The organism is Streptomyces sp. DG1A-41 (assembly GCF_037055355.1).
Classification (GTDB): Bacteria; Actinomycetota; Actinomycetes; order Streptomycetales; family Streptomycetaceae; genus Streptomyces.
Window position 1 is genome coordinate 1,378,096 of sequence record NZ_CP146350.1, and the last position, 16,011, is coordinate 1,394,106.

General features: G+C 71.4%; 15 protein-coding genes. 7 read left to right on the forward strand and 8 right to left on the reverse strand.

Going from position 1 to position 16,011, the window contains the following annotated elements; genetic code table 11:
- Positions 1-57: 57 nt before the first annotated feature.
- From V8690_RS06500 to V8690_RS06515, 4 genes are all read left to right on the forward strand, one after another.
- The gene (locus V8690_RS06500; protein WP_338776361.1) at positions 58-711 is read left to right on the forward strand and encodes a hypothetical protein; all 654 of its coding nucleotides are present in this window, start codon (positions 58-60) and stop codon (positions 709-711) included.
- Positions 708-1,475: a glycerophosphodiester phosphodiesterase gene (locus tag V8690_RS06505; protein WP_338776363.1), complete on the forward strand. Its 768-nt coding sequence runs from the start codon at positions 708-710 to the stop codon at positions 1,473-1,475. The genes V8690_RS06500 and V8690_RS06505 overlap by 4 nt, the downstream gene beginning before the upstream one ends.
- Positions 1,476-1,524: 49 nt before the next feature.
- Positions 1,525-2,871, forward strand: coding sequence for an MFS transporter (locus V8690_RS06510; RefSeq protein WP_338776365.1), 1,347 nt, complete (start codon positions 1,525-1,527; stop codon positions 2,869-2,871).
- A 266-nt stretch (positions 2,872-3,137) separates the two neighbouring features.
- Entirely contained in the window at positions 3,138-3,512 is a 375-nt protein-coding gene (locus V8690_RS06515) for an RNA polymerase-binding protein RbpA (RefSeq protein WP_010046329.1), read from the forward strand.
- Positions 3,513-3,667: 155 nt separating this feature from the next.
- Here the strand turns inward: V8690_RS06515 and fxsA are convergent, their stop codons facing one another.
- The 4 genes from fxsA to V8690_RS06535 all read right to left on the reverse strand — a co-directional run bounded on the left by fxsA (position 3,668) and on the right by V8690_RS06535 (position 7,770).
- Positions 3,668-4,243 carry an FxsA family membrane protein gene (gene fxsA, locus V8690_RS06520; RefSeq protein WP_338776372.1) on the reverse strand — a complete coding sequence of 192 codons (576 nt, stop codon included), beginning with the start codon at positions 4,241-4,243 and terminating at the stop codon, positions 3,668-3,670.
- Positions 4,244-4,336: 93 nt separating this feature from the next.
- Complete coding sequence (locus V8690_RS06525) at positions 4,337-5,140, reverse strand: polyprenol monophosphomannose synthase (RefSeq protein WP_338776373.1); 804 nt, start codon at positions 5,138-5,140, stop codon at positions 4,337-4,339.
- Between the two features lie 532 nt (positions 5,141-5,672).
- Positions 5,673-7,274: an amidohydrolase gene (locus tag V8690_RS06530; protein ID WP_338776375.1), complete on the reverse strand. Its 1,602-nt coding sequence runs from the start codon at positions 7,272-7,274 to the stop codon at positions 5,673-5,675.
- Positions 7,275-7,329: 55 nt separating this feature from the next.
- A complete protein-coding gene (locus V8690_RS06535) occupies positions 7,330-7,770 on the reverse strand; it encodes an Lrp/AsnC family transcriptional regulator (RefSeq protein ID WP_010046337.1) in 441 nt (146 codons plus the stop codon).
- A 269-nt stretch (positions 7,771-8,039) separates the two neighbouring features.
- Between V8690_RS06535 and V8690_RS06540 the strand changes: the two genes are divergently transcribed.
- Entirely contained in the window at positions 8,040-8,474 is a 435-nt protein-coding gene (locus V8690_RS06540) for a hypothetical protein (protein WP_338776378.1), read from the forward strand.
- A 407-nt stretch (positions 8,475-8,881) separates the two neighbouring features.
- Here V8690_RS06540 and V8690_RS06545 read toward each other — a convergent pair whose 3' ends face one another.
- The 4 genes from V8690_RS06545 to V8690_RS06560 form a co-directional block, all read right to left on the reverse strand.
- Positions 8,882-10,054, reverse strand: a complete 1,173-nt coding sequence (locus V8690_RS06545) for an acyl-CoA dehydrogenase family protein (protein WP_338776379.1) — start codon at positions 10,052-10,054, stop codon at positions 8,882-8,884.
- Between the two features lie 344 nt (positions 10,055-10,398).
- Positions 10,399-11,055, reverse strand: a complete 657-nt coding sequence (locus tag V8690_RS06550) for a TetR/AcrR family transcriptional regulator (protein WP_338776380.1) — start codon at positions 11,053-11,055, stop codon at positions 10,399-10,401.
- 98 nt (positions 11,056-11,153) lie between these two features.
- Positions 11,154-11,294, reverse strand: a complete 141-nt coding sequence (locus tag V8690_RS06555) for an SCO1431 family membrane protein (protein WP_338776381.1) — start codon at positions 11,292-11,294, stop codon at positions 11,154-11,156.
- Between the two features lie 91 nt (positions 11,295-11,385).
- Positions 11,386-12,765, reverse strand: a complete 1,380-nt coding sequence (locus V8690_RS06560; RefSeq protein WP_338776383.1) for a peptidase C39 family protein — start codon at positions 12,763-12,765, stop codon at positions 11,386-11,388.
- Positions 12,766-12,959: 194 nt separating this feature from the next.
- Between V8690_RS06560 and V8690_RS06565 the strand changes: the two genes are divergently transcribed.
- Positions 12,960-13,568, forward strand: coding sequence for a hypothetical protein (locus tag V8690_RS06565; protein ID WP_338776385.1), 609 nt, complete (start codon positions 12,960-12,962; stop codon positions 13,566-13,568).
- Between the two features lie 479 nt (positions 13,569-14,047).
- Positions 14,048-15,910 (forward strand): AAA family ATPase, encoded by a 1,863-nt coding sequence (locus V8690_RS06570; RefSeq protein WP_338785269.1) that lies wholly within the window; start codon positions 14,048-14,050, stop codon positions 15,908-15,910.
- The last annotated feature ends 101 nt before the right edge of the window (positions 15,911-16,011 follow it).

Below are 16,011 nucleotides of genomic sequence, written 5' to 3' on the forward strand. Positions count from 1 at the left end.
CCACCCAAGCCACAGGGTGTCATGCAGCAGTCCACTAGCACCACAGGGGGGCACAACATGGCCGCACAGGGGCGACTGGTCCGGCGACTGACGCAGCTCTACGCCGGTCTCGCGCTCTACGGGGCGAGTTCGGCGCTGCTCGTCAGGTCGGGGCTCGGGCTGGAGCCGTGGAACGTGCTGCACCAGGGCCTCGCCGAGCGGACCGGGCTGTCGATCGGCGTCGTGCTGACCTTTGTGGGCGCCGCGGTGCTGCTCGCGTGGATCCCGCTGCGCCAGCGGCCGGGCCTGGGCACGATCTCCAACGTGCTGGTCATCGGCATGGCGATGGACGCGACGCTGGCCCTGGTGCCCGACGCTCACGGCTGGGCGCTCCGCGTGACTCTGATGGTTGCCGGGATCGTTCTGAACGGCGCGGCGACCGGCCTGTACATCGCTGCGCGCTTCGGCCCGGGCCCGCGCGACGGCCTGATGACGGGACTGCACCAGCGCACGGGGATCTCGATCCGCCTGGTGCGCACGGTCATCGAGTTCACGGTCGTGGCGACGGGCTTCGCTCTGGGCGGCACCGTCGGCATCGGCACCCTCCTGTACGCGGTGGCGATCGGTCCGCTCGCCCAGCTGTTCCTGCGCGTGTTCGCCGTTCCCTCGGCATCCGGCGGCAGCGCGGTCGTTGCCACCGGTCAACCCAGAGGAGCGATACTGCGTCCGTGACCCCGCGGATACGCCATCCCTATCTCGACCATCCCGGCCCGATCGCCTTCGCCCACCGGGGCGGGGCCGCGCACGGCCTGGAGAACACCGTGCGGCAGTTCCGGTGTGCCGTCGAGGCCGGCTACCGGTACATCGAGACCGACATCCACGCCACCCGGGACGGCAAACTCGTCGCCTTCCACGACGCGACCCTGGACCGGGTGACCGACGGGGCGGGGCGGATCGCCGACCTTCCGTGGCACGAGGTGCGCCGCGCGCGCGTGGCGGGCGAGGAACCGGTGCCGCTCTTCGAGGAGCTCCTGGATACCTTCCCCGACGTGCGCTGGAACGTCGACGTCAAGGCGGAGGCCGCCCTGCTGCCCTTCCTCGACCTGGTCGGCCGGACGAACGCCTGGGACCGGATCTGCCTCGGCTCTTTCTCCGAGGCCCGCGTGGTGCGCGCCCAGCGGCTGGCCGGCCCGCGCCTGGCCACCTCGTACGGCACCCGGGGGGTGCTCAACCTGCGGCTGCGCTCCTGGGGGCTGCCGGCGGCGGTGCGCCGCTCGGCGGTCGCCGCCCAGGTCCCCGAGATCCAGTCCGGCATCCAGGTCGTGGACCACCGCTTCCTCCGCGCCGCCCATACGCGCGGCCTCCAGGTGCACGTGTGGACCGTCAACGATCCCGAGAGCATGCACCGGCTTCTGGACCTCGGCGTGGATGGCATCATGACCGATCACATCGACACGTTGCGCAAGGTCATGCAGGACCGCGGCGTCTGGGTCTGAGACCCCCGGCCGGTCGCCTCTGCGCCTTCACGGGGAAGCGAGGGCACGGGTGGGCACCGACACCGTGCGGACACCGCCGGCCGACGGGCCCGCGGAGCTCAAGAGCCAGCAGCGCGGCTGGTACTTCTACGACTGGGCGTGCTCCGTCTACTCGACGAGCGTGCTCACCGTGTTCCTGGGGCCCTATCTGACCTCGGTCGCCGAGTCGGCGGCCGACGCCGACGGGTACGTCCATCCCCTCGGGATCCCGGTGCGCGCCGGGTCCTTCTTCGCGTACTCGGTGTCCCTTTCGGTGATCGTGGCCGTACTGGTGATGCCCCTGGTGGGCGCCGCCGCCGACCGCACCGGCCGAAAGAAGCCCCTCCTCGCGGCCGCCGCCTACCTGGGGGCCACGGCCACGACGGCCATGTTCTTCCTGGAGGGCGACCGCTACCTGTTCGGCGGGGTCCTCCTGATCGTCGCGAACGCCGCGCAGTCCGTCGCGATGATGCTCTACAACTCCTACCTGCCGCAGATCGCCCCGCCCGAGCAGCGGGACGCGGTCTCCTCCCGGGGCTGGGCCTTCGGCTACGCGGCGGGCTCGCTGGTCCTCGTCGTCAACCTGGTCCTCTACACCGGGCACGACAGCTTCGGCGTCTCCGAGAGCACGGCGGTCCGCATCTGCCTGGCGTCGGCCGGCCTGTGGTGGGGCGCCTTCGCCCTCATCCCGCTGACCCGGCTCCGCGATCGCGGGTCCGCCGCGCGGGAGGCGGCCCTGCCCGGCTTCCGGCAGCTCGCGGCGACCGTCCGCGACATGCGCCGCCACCCGCTGACCCTCGCCTTCCTGCTCGCGTACCTCGTCTACAACGACGGCATCCAGACGGTGATCTCCCAGGCCTCGGTCTACGGCTCCGAGGAACTCGGTCTCGGGCAGTCCACCCTGATCGGCGCCGTCCTGCTCGTGCAGGTGCTGGCGGTGGCGGGCGCGCTGACGATGGGCCGGCTGGCCCGGGCCTACGGGGCCAAACGCACGATCCTCGGTTCGCTGGTCGCGTGGACGGTGACGCTGGCCGCCGGGTACTTCCTGCCGACCGGGGCGCCGGGGTGGTTCTTCGCGCTGGCCGCCGGCATCGGCCTGGTCCTCGGCGGCAGCCAGGCGCTGTCCCGGTCCCTGTTCTCCCATCTCGTCCCGCCGGGCAAAGAGGCCGAATACTTCTCCGCGTACGAGATGAGCGACCGCGGAATGAGCTGGCTCGGGCCGCTGCTGTTCGGGCTCATCTATCAGCTGACCGGGAGTTACCGGGACGCGATCATCTCGCTGGTGGGCTTCTTCGTCATCGGGTTCGCCCTGCTCGCACGGGTCCCGGTGCGGCGTGCGATCGAAGAAGCGGGGAATCCGGTTCCTGACAGGATTTAGCACTCGGCGCGAGAGGGCTGTAGTGTACGCGTTTGGCCTGCCAGGCGTACCGTTACTGCGCGTCAAAGATGCCGAAACGCTGGGTTACATCTGCTAGCAGATGTGACAAACCGGGCGCTGGTGGGTACAACAAGGGCGGCTACGACGGCGACGCATGACCCGGAACGGGACTCGGAACGGGAATCTTTACCGCCGACCGGACGTTGACCGGATGACGACGACAGCGACACCTGTCCTGTGGGCGACAAGCCCGGGAGGCACGATTCATGAGTGAGCGAGCTCTTCGCGGCACGCGCCTCGTGGTGACCAGCTACGAGACGGACCGCGGCATCGACCTGGCCCCGCGCCAGGCCGTGGAGTACGCATGCGAGAAGGGGCACCGGTTTGAGATGCCCTTCTCGGTCGAGGCGGAGATCCCGCCGGAGTGGGAGTGCAAGGTCTGCGGGGCCCAGGCACTCCTGGTGGACGGCGACGGCCCGGAAGAGAAGAAGGCCAAGCCCGCGCGTACGCATTGGGACATGCTGATGGAGCGGCGCACCCGTGAGGAACTCGAAGAGGTCCTCGAGGAGCGCCTGGCGGTTCTGCGCTCCGGGGCGATGAACATCGCGATTCATCCCCGAGACAGCCGCAAGTCGGCGTAAGTCCCTCCGGGACCTGGCCGAAGCTACAACGCGTCAAGGACCGCGGGCGCCGTACGTGCAGTACGGCGCCCGCGGTTTTTGTCGTGCGCGCTCTCGCGGCTCCTGTCGCGTGCGCCCGGACCGGGATCGTGGCGTACGCCCGGACTCCGGGACGCTCAGTGCGTCAGCGGCGGGCGTGGTTCCTGCGGCCTTTCGCCCGGCTCGTCCCTGATGACCTCGCCCTGGACGACCTTGCCGTCGGGGCGGTGCATACGGGCCTGCTGGAAGGCGCCGCCCAGGGTGCCCGGGTCGGCCTCGCGGAGCTTGCGCTCGAAGGTGCGCTCAGCGGAGCGGCTCACGGCCTTCTGCACCGGGGGCAGCAGCAGGACCAGGCCCACCGCGTCCGACACCAGGCCGGGGATCATCAGCAGCAGCCCGCCCAGCATCATCAGGCCGTTGCCCTCGCTGTTCGGCCGGGCCGCCGCGGGCATCACGCCGCTCTGCTGCTGGTGCAGCGCCTCGGAGAGGTTGCGGAAGGCCCGTCGGCCGGCCCGCTTGATGACGATCGAGCCGAGGACGAAGCCCGCCACCAGGACGAGGAACACCACCAGCCCGCTCGACGCCCCGGCGACCAGCGTGAGCAACCAGATCTCCAGCACGAGCCACGCGGCGATCCCCAACGGCAGAAACGTGCGCAGCCGGGAGCGCGGGGGCCGGGCGGGGTACCTGGGAGTCTGAGCGCCAGTCGTCATGCCTCCAGTGTGCCTGGCCCCGGCTCAGCACGGGATAAGCCCCCGATCAGCTGTTCCTGTGAGCGGCCGGCCTGGAAGGGGCCCGGTCGACGGCTACGGCTTCGACGGCTTGCCGCCGCGGCCCGTGACCTTGCCGACCCGCTCCCCCACGCCCCACGCCGTGACCCGCCACAGTGCCTCGACGAGGATGTCGCGGCTCATCTTGGAGTCGCCCAGTTCGCGCTCGACGAAGGTGATGGGCACCTCGACGACGTGGTAGCCGGCCTTGACCGCGCGGCGGGCCAGGTCGACCTGGAAGCAGTAGCCCTGGGAGGCGACCTCGTCGAGGCCGAGGCCCTCCAGGGTTTCGCGGCGGAAGGCGCGATAGCCCCCGGTGATGTCGCGCAGCGGCAGGTCCAGCGCCAGCCGGGAGTAGAGGCTGCCGCCCCGGGAGATCACCTCGCGGGACTTCGGCCAGTTCACCACCCGGCCGCCCGGCACCCAGCGCGAGCCGAGCACCAGATCGGCGCTCTTCAGGGCGGTGAGCAGACGGGGCAGTTCCTCGGGCTGGTGGGAACCGTCGGCGTCCATCTCGACCAGCACGCCGTAGTCGCGTTCAAGGCCCCACCGGAAGCCCCCGAGGTAGGCGGCGCCCAGGCCCTCCTTGCCCTTGCGGTGCAGCACGTGGACGTGGTCGTCGTCGACGGTCAGCTCGTCGGCCAGCTTGCCCGTGCCGTCCGGGCTGTTGTCGTCGGCCACGAGGACGTGCGCCTCGGGGACGGCCTCGCGCACCCGGCCGACGATGCTCTTGATGTTCTCCGCCTCGTTGAAGGTCGGGATGATCACCAAGGCCGTGCCGAGCGGGCCGAACTTCCTCCCCTGGGCTCCCGCCACGAGGGTTCCGTCGCCGTCGTTCACTGATGCCCCTTCATGTCCGTACGCAGGGGTCCACCATAGTGCGCCCGGCCTGCGAAGACGTGACAGGACGTTCGAATAGTGGTGTCGAATCCGCAAGACGCGGGTAAGAATGCGCCTCCGGCTGCGAGCGGCGGATGGGGGCCCGGCGCCCTTCGGGCCGACCTGGGATCCGCTGGCTGCGGATCGACCGAAAGCCGTTGTCTACTGAGCTCCCGGGCCCCACCCGGGTCACACCTCCCCGACCGGCCGGAAACGCTGCCTCGGCGCCGCGCCGGCCTGAGCCTGGCTCCCAGTGGCGGTGTCCCGGTGCGGCACACCGTCCCTGACCCGGCGGCGCTGCGGCGAGTGCGCGGACGTTCCCCGCCTCGGGCGTCCGGTGGTGGACTCGGCCGAACCTACCGGCCCCCTGCGGCCGCCTGTCAACAGCCGTTTGACCTGCGCATACCCCAGCAACGCCCTGGTCAGTGCGGAGGATGCGCAGGTCGCGCGACGGGGGCGCGGCGCACGATCGCGTGCGCGCCACCCCCGTAGATCACTCGCCCGGCCGTACGAAGACCGTGCGTCCGCCCACCACGGTGCGCAGGCAGACGGGCAGGTCGTGGCCAGGGGTCAGATCGGGCAGGCCGGGAGTGCCGGAGCGGGGGTCCGTCGACCAGCGGGCCACCCGGTCGTCGGGGGCCTGGACCACGAGTTCGCCGGTGCGCCACACCGCGTAGTCGGCGGGCGCGCCCGGCACCAGGACGCCCGCGTCGTCCCGTCCGACGGCCCGCCAGCCGCCCCGCGTGTGCGCCGTGAACGCGGCGCGCACGGAGACGCGGTGCTCCGGCGTGCGGTGGAAGGCGGCGGCTCGCACCGTGCCCCAGGGGTCGAGGGGGGTGACCGGGCTGTCGGAGCCGAAGGCGAGCGGGACACCGGCGCGCAGCAACGCCGCGTAGGGGTTCAGCGCACGCGCCCGCTCGGCCCCCAGCCGCTGCGCGTACATGCCGTCCTCGCCACCCCAAAGGGCGTCGAAAGCGGGCTGGACGGAGGCGGTGAGACCGAGCTCGGCGAAGGCCGCGACGGTTTCGGGCGTGAGCATTTCGGCGTGCTCGATCCGGTGACGGGCGGCCCGGACACGGGCGAGGCCGAGCTTCTCGGCGGCGGCCCGCACACCCTCGACCACGGAGTCCACCGCCGCGTCGCCGATGGCGTGGAAGCCGGCCTGGAGGCCCGCCTCGGTACAGGCCACGACGTGGGCGGCGACGGCGGCGGTGTCCAGATAGGCCCGGCCGGTGTGGTCGGCGTCGGCGTACGGCTGGTGCAGGCAGGCCGTGTGCGAGCCGAGGGAGCCGTCGACGAACAGGTCCCCCGCGGCGCCGGCCGCGCCCAGCTCCCGGGCCTTGGCGACGTCCTCCTCGGCCCAGTAGCCGACGACGCGCGGGCCCGGCTCCTCGGCGGCGAGGCGCAGCAGGCCGGTGAAGTCGTCCCCGGAGGAGATCTCCGGGCCGCCGCACTCGTGGATCGTGCCGATGCCGAGCGCGACGGCGTGCGCGAGGGCGGCGCGCTGGGCGTCGGTTCGCTGCCGGGGCGTCACGGCCGCGAACGCGGCGGCGCGCACGGTGTGGTGGGCATCGGCGGTGAGCGGCCCGTCCTCGCGGGGGGCGTCGGGGACCAGGTCGAGCAGGGCCGTCGTGACGACCGCCGAGTGGACGTCGATCCGGCTGAGATAGAGGGGCCGGTGGCCGGTGGCCTCGTCGAGTTCGGCACGCGTCGGGGGACGGCCGCCGGGCCAGCGGGCGGTGTCCCAGCCGTGCCCGAGCAGCACACGGTCGTCCGGCCGGGCGGCGGCGAAGTCCCGTACGAGGGCGAGGGCGGCTTCGAGGGAGGGAGTGGTCGACAGGTCGAGCCCGGTCAGGGCGAGACCGGCGGCCGTGGTGTGCACATGCGCGTCCGTGAAGGCGGGGGTGACCAGTGCTCCGTCGAGATCGACCACCTCGTCGACTCCGTCCGCGAAGGCGTCGGCGGCACCCTCAGAACCGACCCAGGCGACCTGCCCTCGCTCGACGACCATCGCGGTGGCGAACGGATCAGCAGGGCTGTGGACCTCTCCGCGACGGAGAAGAACGGTCTGGGGCGGCGTACTGGACTCACTCATGGAGCACAGTTTCACAGGCCTCGCTTCCACGCCCCGCGAAAGGGGGGACCACCGGTCAGATCCTGGGCGGCCGCGCCTCGTACGGCGTGGACAGCACAACAGTCGTCCGAGTCGAAACCCCCGCCAACGACCGCACCCGCGCCAGCAGTTCCTCCAGCTCGTGCGGCGTCGCGACCCGCACCTTGAGGATGTAGTTCTCGTCGCCCGCGACGCTGTGGCACGCCTCGATCTCGGGCACGTCCGCAAGACGGTCCGCGATGTCGTCGGGCGCACTGGGGTCGAAGGGCTTGACCGAGATGAACGCGGTCATGGGCAGACCGACGGCCTCCGGGTCGACGACCGCGGCATAGCCGCGGATGACGCCACGCTGTTCCAGCCGGCGCACCCGCTGATGCACGGCCGACGTGGACAGGCCCGTGGCCTTGCCCAGGTCGGTGTAGCTCATCCGCCCGTCCTTGACGAGCAGCTGCACGATCTGTCGGTCCAGCTCCTCCATGGCGCAAGAACCTACCGTGCGGTTGATCTCCTCGGATACCCGAACGGCCCAGGCCATGGCCGGTTCGTGATCTGGTCGGCGGGCGACTGTCAGCCGTCCGGGGGACAAAACCCCCGCGGGGGGCACCTGCGCGCGGCATGTGACGAACGCCACAGGGCTCGAACAGTCTCCGTAATGTTCTCGTGATTACCGCCCATGGGGGACGGGAAGTGCTTGCTGTGGTCGAGGCCGCAGTGCCTGATACGGCCCAGCCCGAGGGGGAGAACCCAATGCAGAGTCTTAAGCGCCCAGGTCGCACCGCACCCAAGCGGCAGCAGCTCGTCGTCGAGCCCGAGCCGGAGGGCGTCGAACCCGACACCTTCGACGACGAACTCGACGCCTACGACACCTTCGAGATGTACCGGGTCGTATGCCCGGACTGCGCGCAGCCAATCGCCCTGCTGGCGGACGAGGAGGTCCTGCCGGAGCATGCGCTGTGCGCCTCGCCGTGGAACCCGTTCGGACTCACGGTCTGCGCCGGAACCGGCCGCAGGGCCGCGGACGCCCGCCCCGCGGACGAGTCCGTCGACCCTCAGGAGCAGGACACCGCCCTGCTGTTGACGCTCCCTCAGGGACTCGACTGGCGGACCCAGCCCTTCTCGCACGTCGGCGGGCCCGGCTCACGCCCCATCAGGGTTCCCGTCATGCGCCGCGAAGCGGCCTGAGCGCGGGCCTTCCTCGCCCGATCGCTCCATCTCAGTGACTGCCCCGCACCACGGCTCGCGGTCCGCCGTGGTGCGGGATCAGTGCGTCCGGATCCAGGCCTCAGCCCAGACGGAAGAGCGGGCGCCTCCCCGCCCCTGAACGCACGCCCGATTCCACTCTCGCGTGACCTGTCCGGCCTCTTCCGCGTTGCCCTGGTATGACCCCCATCTCCTCAGCGACCGGGCGTTACGCCTCCTGTTCGTCCCGCCGCCCGCAGAATCGGTTCGGCCGACCGCGCCGCGCTACCAGGACCCGCCGATCTACCACGACCTGATGCGGGCCTGGGCAGAGCGCGGCCGCACCCTTCCGGGCCTGCACGACCCGGAGTGGATGCGACTCGCGGCACCCTGGCGGGGCCTCGACCAGTTCAGCGTCCCCCTGGACCCACGAGATGGCGGGCGATGACCATCCGCTGGATCTGGTTGGTGCCCTCGACGATCTGGAGCACCTTGGCCTCGCGCATGTAGCGCTCGGCCGGGAAGTCGGCGGTGTAGCCGTAGCCGCCGAGGATCTGCACGGCGTCGGTGGTGACCCGCATCGCCGTGTCGGTGCAGTGCAGCTTGGCCATGGCCGCCTGCATGGCGAACGGCCGCCCCGCGTCCCGCAGTCGCGCCGCAGCCAGGTAGAGCGCCCGGCCCGCCTCGATCTGCGTCGCCATGTCGGCGAGCATGAACCGCAGCCCCTGGAAGTCGGCGATCGGCTTGCCGAACTGGCGCCTCTCGGTCGCGTACGCCAGCGCCTCGTCGAGCGCCGCCTGCGCCACGCCGATCGCGCAGGCCGCGATACCGAGCCGCCCCGAGTCGAGCGCGGACAGGGCGATCGCGAGGCCCTGGCCCTCCTCGCCGATACGCCGGTCGTCGGAGACGCGTACGCCGTCGAAATGGACCTGGGCGGTGGGCGACCCCTTCATGCCCATCTTCTTCTCGGGCGCCGCGGCGCTCAGCCCCGGCGCGTCGCCGGCGACCAGGAACGCGGTGATCCCGCGCGGCCCCTCCTCGCCGGTGCGCGCCATGACCGTGTAGAAGTCGGCGATCCCGCCATGCGTGATCCAGGCCTTGGTGCCGGTGATCACCCAGGCGTCGCCGTCATGCACCGCCTTGGTACGCAGGGCGGCCGCGTCCGAGCCGGAGTGCGGCTCGGAGAGGCAGTAGGCGCCGAGCATGCCGCCGCCGAGCATCGCGGGCAAGTGCTCGACCTGCTGCTCCTTGGTGCCGTAGGTGGCGAGCGCGTAGGAGGCCAGGGAGTGCACGCTGACGCCGAGGCCGACGGTGAGTCGGGCCGCGGCGAGCTCTTCGAGGACCTGGAGGTACACCTCGTAGGGCTGGTCGCCGCCGCCGTACTCGGAGTCGTACGGCAGGCCGAGCAGGCCGGAGCGTGAGAGGAGCGTGAACAGCTCGCGCGGGAAGCGGCCGGCGTCCTCCTCTTCGGCCGCCTTCGGGACGATCTCCTGCTGCGCGATGTCGCGGACGAGCGAGATCAGATCCCGGGCCTCCTCCGTGGGCAGTTGCCGGTCCACCGGCTGCGGGGCGCGGTCGGGCATGGCGACGCTCTCCTCCCTGTCGGGCACTGGCGGACGGGCCCGTGGGTGGGGGCGGCGCCGCCGGGTCGTTCTGGTGCCTGGCCGATGCTTGCAGTCCCGGGTCTCGGAAGCTGCTGACCAGCGGCTCTGCGCTGTGAGTATGCCCGATCGGAGGCATCCCGTCACCAGTTAACGACCGCTTACTTCAAGATGTTACCGGCCCGCTCGGAGGCCCGACCATTCGGTGGAAAATCGCCCGGAACGCCCTCACCTCTGCCGGGCTGGCGTAATCAGCCTGGGAGCCCCGACAAGTACGCCTGGGCGGCCGGGACGGGAAGGCCGTGACGGATCCCTCCGCCCCCGGCTCATGCGCCCTGGCGGGCGGCCTCCGGAGCCGGGCAGGCGGGGTCGAGGTCCTCGATTGCGCGCAGGGCGCCGCCGAGGCCCTTCACCAGCAGCTCGCACATGGTCTCGCGGGGCAGTTCGGGGCGGTCGATCCATTCGAGGGTGGCACCCTCGACGCCGCACACCCAGGCGAGCAGGCCCATGCGCGCCAGCGGGGTGATCTCGGCGCGGCCGTAGGCCCCCTCGGCGATGGTGGCGACGATGGCCTCGCGCACGCCGTCACGGATGGCGTGCACCTCGGTGTCGAAGCCGACGCCGCCGCTGACGATGGTGCGGTACGCGGCCTGGTTGTACTCGGCGTAGCGCAGATAGCTGTCGATGGTGCGCTGGACGCGGTCGACCGGGGGCAGTTCGTGTCCGCTCGCCGCCAGGGTGACCAGGTCGGTGACCGAGTCCTGGATGATGGCCAGGTAGTAGCCGCGCTTGGACTGGAAGTAGTAGTAGATCAGCCCCTTGGCGACGTGCGCCTGCCGGGCGATGTCGTCCATCGACAGGGCGTCGTAGGACGTGTCGGCGAACAACCTCCGACCGATTGCGATGAGTTCGGCACGGCGCGCCAGCGAGCGCTCGGTGCCGCGGGCTCTGGGACGCGCGGCAGGCTGTTGACTGATCTTCAATTCCGACCCTGGTTCCAAGGGGCTGCGAGGCGGGACATCCGCAGTATGGCAGGCCGGAGGGCCGGGTCGCGGGTCAGGCCACAGCACGCCGCGTCCGGTCAGAGCAGCCCCAGCTGGGTCACGAACATCGCGAGGACCACGACGAGGGTCCAGCCCGCGACATGCTCGACGATCTTCGGGCCGTCGTCCTGAGGGCCGCCGGTGCGGACGCGAACTGCGGTGGCTGAGTGCACGGTCATGACTTCTCGCTGGTTCCGTAGTGCGGACGGACTTCCCCCGAAGTTCTGTCCACCTTGCCACCGGCAGCGGCATTCGCGGCCGAGAGCTTGGTCACACGCGTACGCCCACGGCTGCCAGCGCCCTGCGCTGGGCCGCGGTCGGGCGGGCCGGGAAGTACAGGTAGCAGACGCCGCCCGTGCCGGAGACGACCTTGCCGGAGGCGTTGTACCGCTTGGTCCGCAGCCAGATGTTCTCCCACTCCCGCCGCCGGTAGACGCGCCGCACGGACTCGTTGCTCGCCGAGAAGGGATCGTTGGCGATCACGTCGCCGTCGGCGGTGAAGCCGATCACGGTCATCAGGTGCCCGGCGGTTCCGTACCCGGCGCCGGTCAGCTCCTCCTTCAGGAAGGACTGGGAGGTGATGGCCGGGATGCCCGCCGCGATCAGCGTCTCCAGATCGGTGAGCGAGCCGAGCCGGGTGACCACTGCCTGGAGGTCCTCGAACGTGGCCGCGTAGGCGGCGTTGAACGGCCAGTTGCCGCAGCCGGCGTACTGGTAGTCATAGGTGAAGCGGGCCGCGTGGCACACCTGGGGATCGGCGTACGACGGATCCACCCAGGCCAGTTGCTCCGGGGTGAGCCGGCCGCCCCAGTACTCGATGATCATCTGGGAGGACGTCGGGCTGCACCAGGCCTCGCCGCCGTTGTCGTACTCGGGGTACTGGCCCTTGTGGATCTCCTGCGAGTACCGCGGGACGACCAGTTCCTTGGCCAGGCCGGGCACGGACGCCGGGACGGTGAACCGGTCGGGTACGTCGGAGCCCATCGCGCCGAGCCGCCACACGGTGGGCGTGGCCTTGGTGCCGGGCTTGCGGTAGAGGGTCAGGCGCAGCCGGTACGAGGCGACGCGCAGCCCCGTCGACGGGTCGTCGAGCGCCAGGGTGTCGGTCCAGACGGTGCTCTTGCCGTCGCTCTGGCCGTCGACCGAGGTGCGCCGGATGTCCTGGTCGCCGGCCGCCCAGCGGCCCATCACGTACCAGGGGCCGCTGGTGCCGTCGGTGTAGGTGGCCTCGATCTCCGCCTGGAGCCAGGTGCCGGCCGGGGTGTGCGCGTTCCAGGAGACGATCGCCTCCGTCGCGGGGACGGAGAGCCGGTGAGCCGGGGACGTCCAGGTGCCGTACTCCCAGCGGGCGGTGGTGCCGGTGTGCGGGTCCGTGTAGTCGGTGGTTCCGGCGGGCTTCGCGATCACCACGCCCGGGCGGGCTCCCGCGACGGCACGGGTGCCCTCGGCGGTGCCGCCGCACCAGTCGCCGTACGAGGTCCAGGCCCGGTTGTCCACGGTGCGGGCCGGGACCGCGCGGGCGGGGTCTGCGGTGCCGGTCGTCATGGGCTCCTCGGTGTCGGCGGCCGCCGGGCCCGCGCCTGCCGTGACGGCGGCGGCGACCGCGGCGGCCAGGACGGTTCTGCGGGACGGCTGTTCGGCTCTGCGCATGGCGGGGACCCCCGGAAGTCGGAGTCGGGCAGGGGCGGGGCGAGTCCGTGACACGGTCGGTCACACGCGTGTGTGCGCCACATATGAGCACAGCCCGCCGGGTCCCGCCAGCACTTCGGCCCGCGCCACGCCATCAATATTGGCGTCGACCACTGGCACGCGCCGAGGACCCCGTCGTTAGAGTGCTGCGCGAGATGAATCCCCCCTTCAGCCCCGCACCGGGACCAGCCGTCCGCGACCTGTCCTCCCGGATCCGCCGCCTGTCCCCTTCCTGCGGGCCGGTCCGTCTCGTCGGCGTCGACGGGCACGCCGGCTCCGGAAAGACCACGTTCGCCGAGCAGTTGGCCGCAGCACTGGGCGACGCGCCGGTGCTACGCCTCGACGACATCGCCACCCACGACGAACTGTTCGACTGGACCCGGCGCCTGCTGGACCAGGTGATCGAGCCGCTGGCCCACGGCCGGACCGCGCACTACGCCCCCTACGACTGGCGCGCCCGCCGCTTCGGTGCGCCGCGCCCTCTCCCACCCGCTCCGGTGGTCCTCGTGGAGGGCGTCGGCGCGGGACGCCGGGCGCTGCGGCCCCACCTGGCCCTGCTGCTGTGGATGGAGCTGCCTTGTGAGGAGGCGTGGGCGCGGGGACGGTCGCGGGACGGGGAGGAACAGCACGAGTTCTGGAACGGATGGGTCACGGCGGAACGCCGGCATTTCACCGACGATCCCTCGCGGCCGTTCGCCGATCTCCTGGTACATCAGCGAGAGAAGGGGTATGAGGTGATTCCGGGACCTGCTGGGGCTGTTTGACCGGACCAGTCCCTCACACACGGTGACGGACCGCCCGCAGGGTGCTGAACTTGTGAAGGGCCTTGCGGGACAACTTGCCGGAGTGCTTCAACTCGGCTTGACCGGGGGCCCGTACAGGTCTTACGTTCTCAATGTGCGGCCATTCGGAGCCGCCCACAGACACGAAGCCCCCGGTTGTTCCCCCGTGATCGGGGGCTTCGTTCTGTCTTCTTCCGTTTTTCCGGGCGCCGCGCGGCGCCGAGTGCTCACCCTCGGTCACCGTGCGGGAGTGTGCCGCGTCCGCTCCCACCTCGCCGAATGCCCCGTGCGGCACCCTACGGGGGCGCCGCCCCCGCAGGTACGATGCCCTCGTTGCGATCTGCGGACGGTTGCTTCGCGCACCTTGCAACTCCGGTCCGTGGCACAGCGGTTCGAGCAGGACAGCCGGCTGGGGGCGGCTCGTTGGCATACCGACGGGGGCACGGTTCGTGGGGGACGTGATGGACTTCGGCACGCAGGGCCCGCAGGCCCCGGCCGACCTCGCCTGGCTGCGAGGCGTGGACGCCTACACCATGGGCGCCTATCCGCAGGCGGAAGAGGAGTTCCGGGCCGCCGTGCGGATGGACTCCGGGATGGCCGACGGCTGGCTCGGGCTGCACGCGCTGCGCGTCGACACGACGACCGCGCTGCTCAGGATGTTCCGGCACCGGGACCGCTTCGGGGAGCAGCGCTCCCGCTACCGCCGCACCCTCAACTCCTGGTACTGGCTGGGCTGGTGGGTGCAGCCCGTGCTGGAGAGCCCCCGCGATCTGCTGCTCGCGCACGCCTCCCACTGGCTGGACGGCCGTCACGTCCCCGAGCTGGACCGGGCCCTCGCCGGGCTGCCGCCGGTGGACACCGACGCCCAGGTCCGCTTCCTGCACGCCTGCCGCGCCTATCTGGTCAAGGACTGGGAGCAGCTGGTCCGCCACACCGACCCGCTGCTCGACGACCCGATGCTCGGCATCGAGGCGGGCCTGTTCGGCGGCATGGCTCGGGTCCGCCTGGAGATGTACGGGCAGGCCGAACCACTGCTGTCCGCCGCGCTGATGCGCTGCCGCAGTGAGCAGCCCCAGCGCAAGGAGTTGCGCTACTGGCTGGCCCGGGCGCACGAGGGCACCGGCCGCAGCGCCGCCGCGCTACCCCTGTACCGGGCCGTGCACCGCGTCGACCCCGCCTTCATGGACACCGCCGCCCGGCTCGCCGCGATCGCCGAGGGCGACGGGTACGACGAGGCCACGGACCTCGCGGCGATCACGCTCACCGGCGCCGGCCAGGACGCCGTGGACGGCCCCGACGGATTCGACCCGCTCTTCGGCACCGAGGGCCGCGACCTGAGACTGCCGGATTCCGAACCGCCGGCCTCCGCTCCCCTGCCTCCGGTGACCGATCCCTCGGTGCGTTCGCGGACCGGCCCGGCGCCGTCGCTGCCCTCCGGGCCCACGGACCCGGCGTTGCTCGAGGAGACACTCGCCGAGCTTGAGCGCATGGTGGGTCTGGAGCCGGTGAAACGCCAGGTCAAGGCGCTGTCGGCACAGCTCAACATGGCCCGGCTGCGGGCCGGGCAGGGCCTGCCGGTCCAGCCGCCGAAACGCCACTTCGTCTTTTCCGGCCCCTCCGGCACCGGCAAGACCACCGTCGCCCGCATCCTCGGCCGCGTCTTCTACGCCCTCGGCCTGCTCGGCGGCGACCATCTCGTGGAGGCGCAGCGGGCCGACCTGGTCGGCGAGTACCTCGGGCAGACGGCCGTGAAGGCGAACGAACTGATCGACTCGGCGCTCGGGGGCGTGCTCTTCGTAGACGAGGCGTACTCGCTGTCCAACTCGGGCTACGGCAAGGGGGACGCGTACGGCGACGAGGCGCTCCAGGTGCTGCTGAAGCGGGCGGAGGACAACCGCGACCATCTCGTGGTGATCCTGGCCGGCTACCCGGAGGGCATGGACCGCCTGCTCGCCGCCAACCCCGGGCTGTCCTCCCGCTTCACCACCCGCGTCGACTTTCCCTCCTACCGGCCCCTCGAACTCACCGAGATCGGAAAGGTGCTCGCGGCGGAGAACGGGGACCTGTGGGACGAGGAGGCCCTCGACGAGCTGCGGTCCATCGCCGGGCATGTGGTGGAGCAGGGGTGGATCGACGAGCTGGGCAACGGGCGGTTCCTGCGGACGCTGTACGAGAAGAGCTGTGCGTATCGGGATCTGCGGTTGTCCGTTTATCCCGGGGTGCTGGGGAGGGAGGACCTGGCGACGTTGCGGTTGCCCGATCTGATGCAGGCGTATGGAGAGGTGCTGTCCGGGCGGGGGCCGCAGGATCCGCCCGGACTGTAAACCCCCGTTGAGCCTGCGGGCAGTCGTGCCGCTCGGGGCGGCACCCGTCCCACAGACGGCGGCACCCCGCGGCGCCGGGCTGCGTACCCACCCGACCGCAA

What these genes read in the sequence shown, in the direction of transcription:
- V8690_RS06500 (WP_338776361.1), top strand. Translation starts at nt 58, where the DNA reads ATGGCCGCACAGGGGCGACTGGTCCGGCGACTGACGCAGCTCTACGCC.
- V8690_RS06515 (WP_010046329.1), top strand. Translation starts at nt 3,138, where the DNA reads ATGAGTGAGCGAGCTCTTCGCGGCACGCGCCTCGTGGTGACCAGCTAC.
- fxsA (WP_338776372.1), bottom strand. Translation starts at nt 4,243, where the DNA reads ATGACGACTGGCGCTCAGACTCCCAGGTACCCCGCCCGGCCCCCGCGC.
- V8690_RS06530 (WP_338776375.1), bottom strand. Translation starts at nt 7,274, where the DNA reads ATGAGTGAGTCCAGTACGCCGCCCCAGACCGTTCTTCTCCGTCGCGGA.
- V8690_RS06535 (WP_010046337.1), bottom strand. Translation starts at nt 7,770, where the DNA reads ATGGAGGAGCTGGACCGACAGATCGTGCAGCTGCTCGTCAAGGACGGG.
- V8690_RS06540 (WP_338776378.1), top strand. Translation starts at nt 8,040, where the DNA reads ATGCAGAGTCTTAAGCGCCCAGGTCGCACCGCACCCAAGCGGCAGCAG.
- V8690_RS06545 (WP_338776379.1), bottom strand. Translation starts at nt 10,054, where the DNA reads ATGCCCGACCGCGCCCCGCAGCCGGTGGACCGGCAACTGCCCACGGAG.
- V8690_RS06555 (WP_338776381.1), bottom strand. Translation starts at nt 11,294, where the DNA reads ATGACCGTGCACTCAGCCACCGCAGTTCGCGTCCGCACCGGCGGCCCT.
- V8690_RS06560 (WP_338776383.1), bottom strand. Translation starts at nt 12,765, where the DNA reads ATGCGCAGAGCCGAACAGCCGTCCCGCAGAACCGTCCTGGCCGCCGCG.
- V8690_RS06565 (WP_338776385.1), top strand. Translation starts at nt 12,960, where the DNA reads ATGAATCCCCCCTTCAGCCCCGCACCGGGACCAGCCGTCCGCGACCTG.
- V8690_RS06570 (WP_338785269.1), top strand. Translation starts at nt 14,048, where the DNA reads ATGGACTTCGGCACGCAGGGCCCGCAGGCCCCGGCCGACCTCGCCTGG.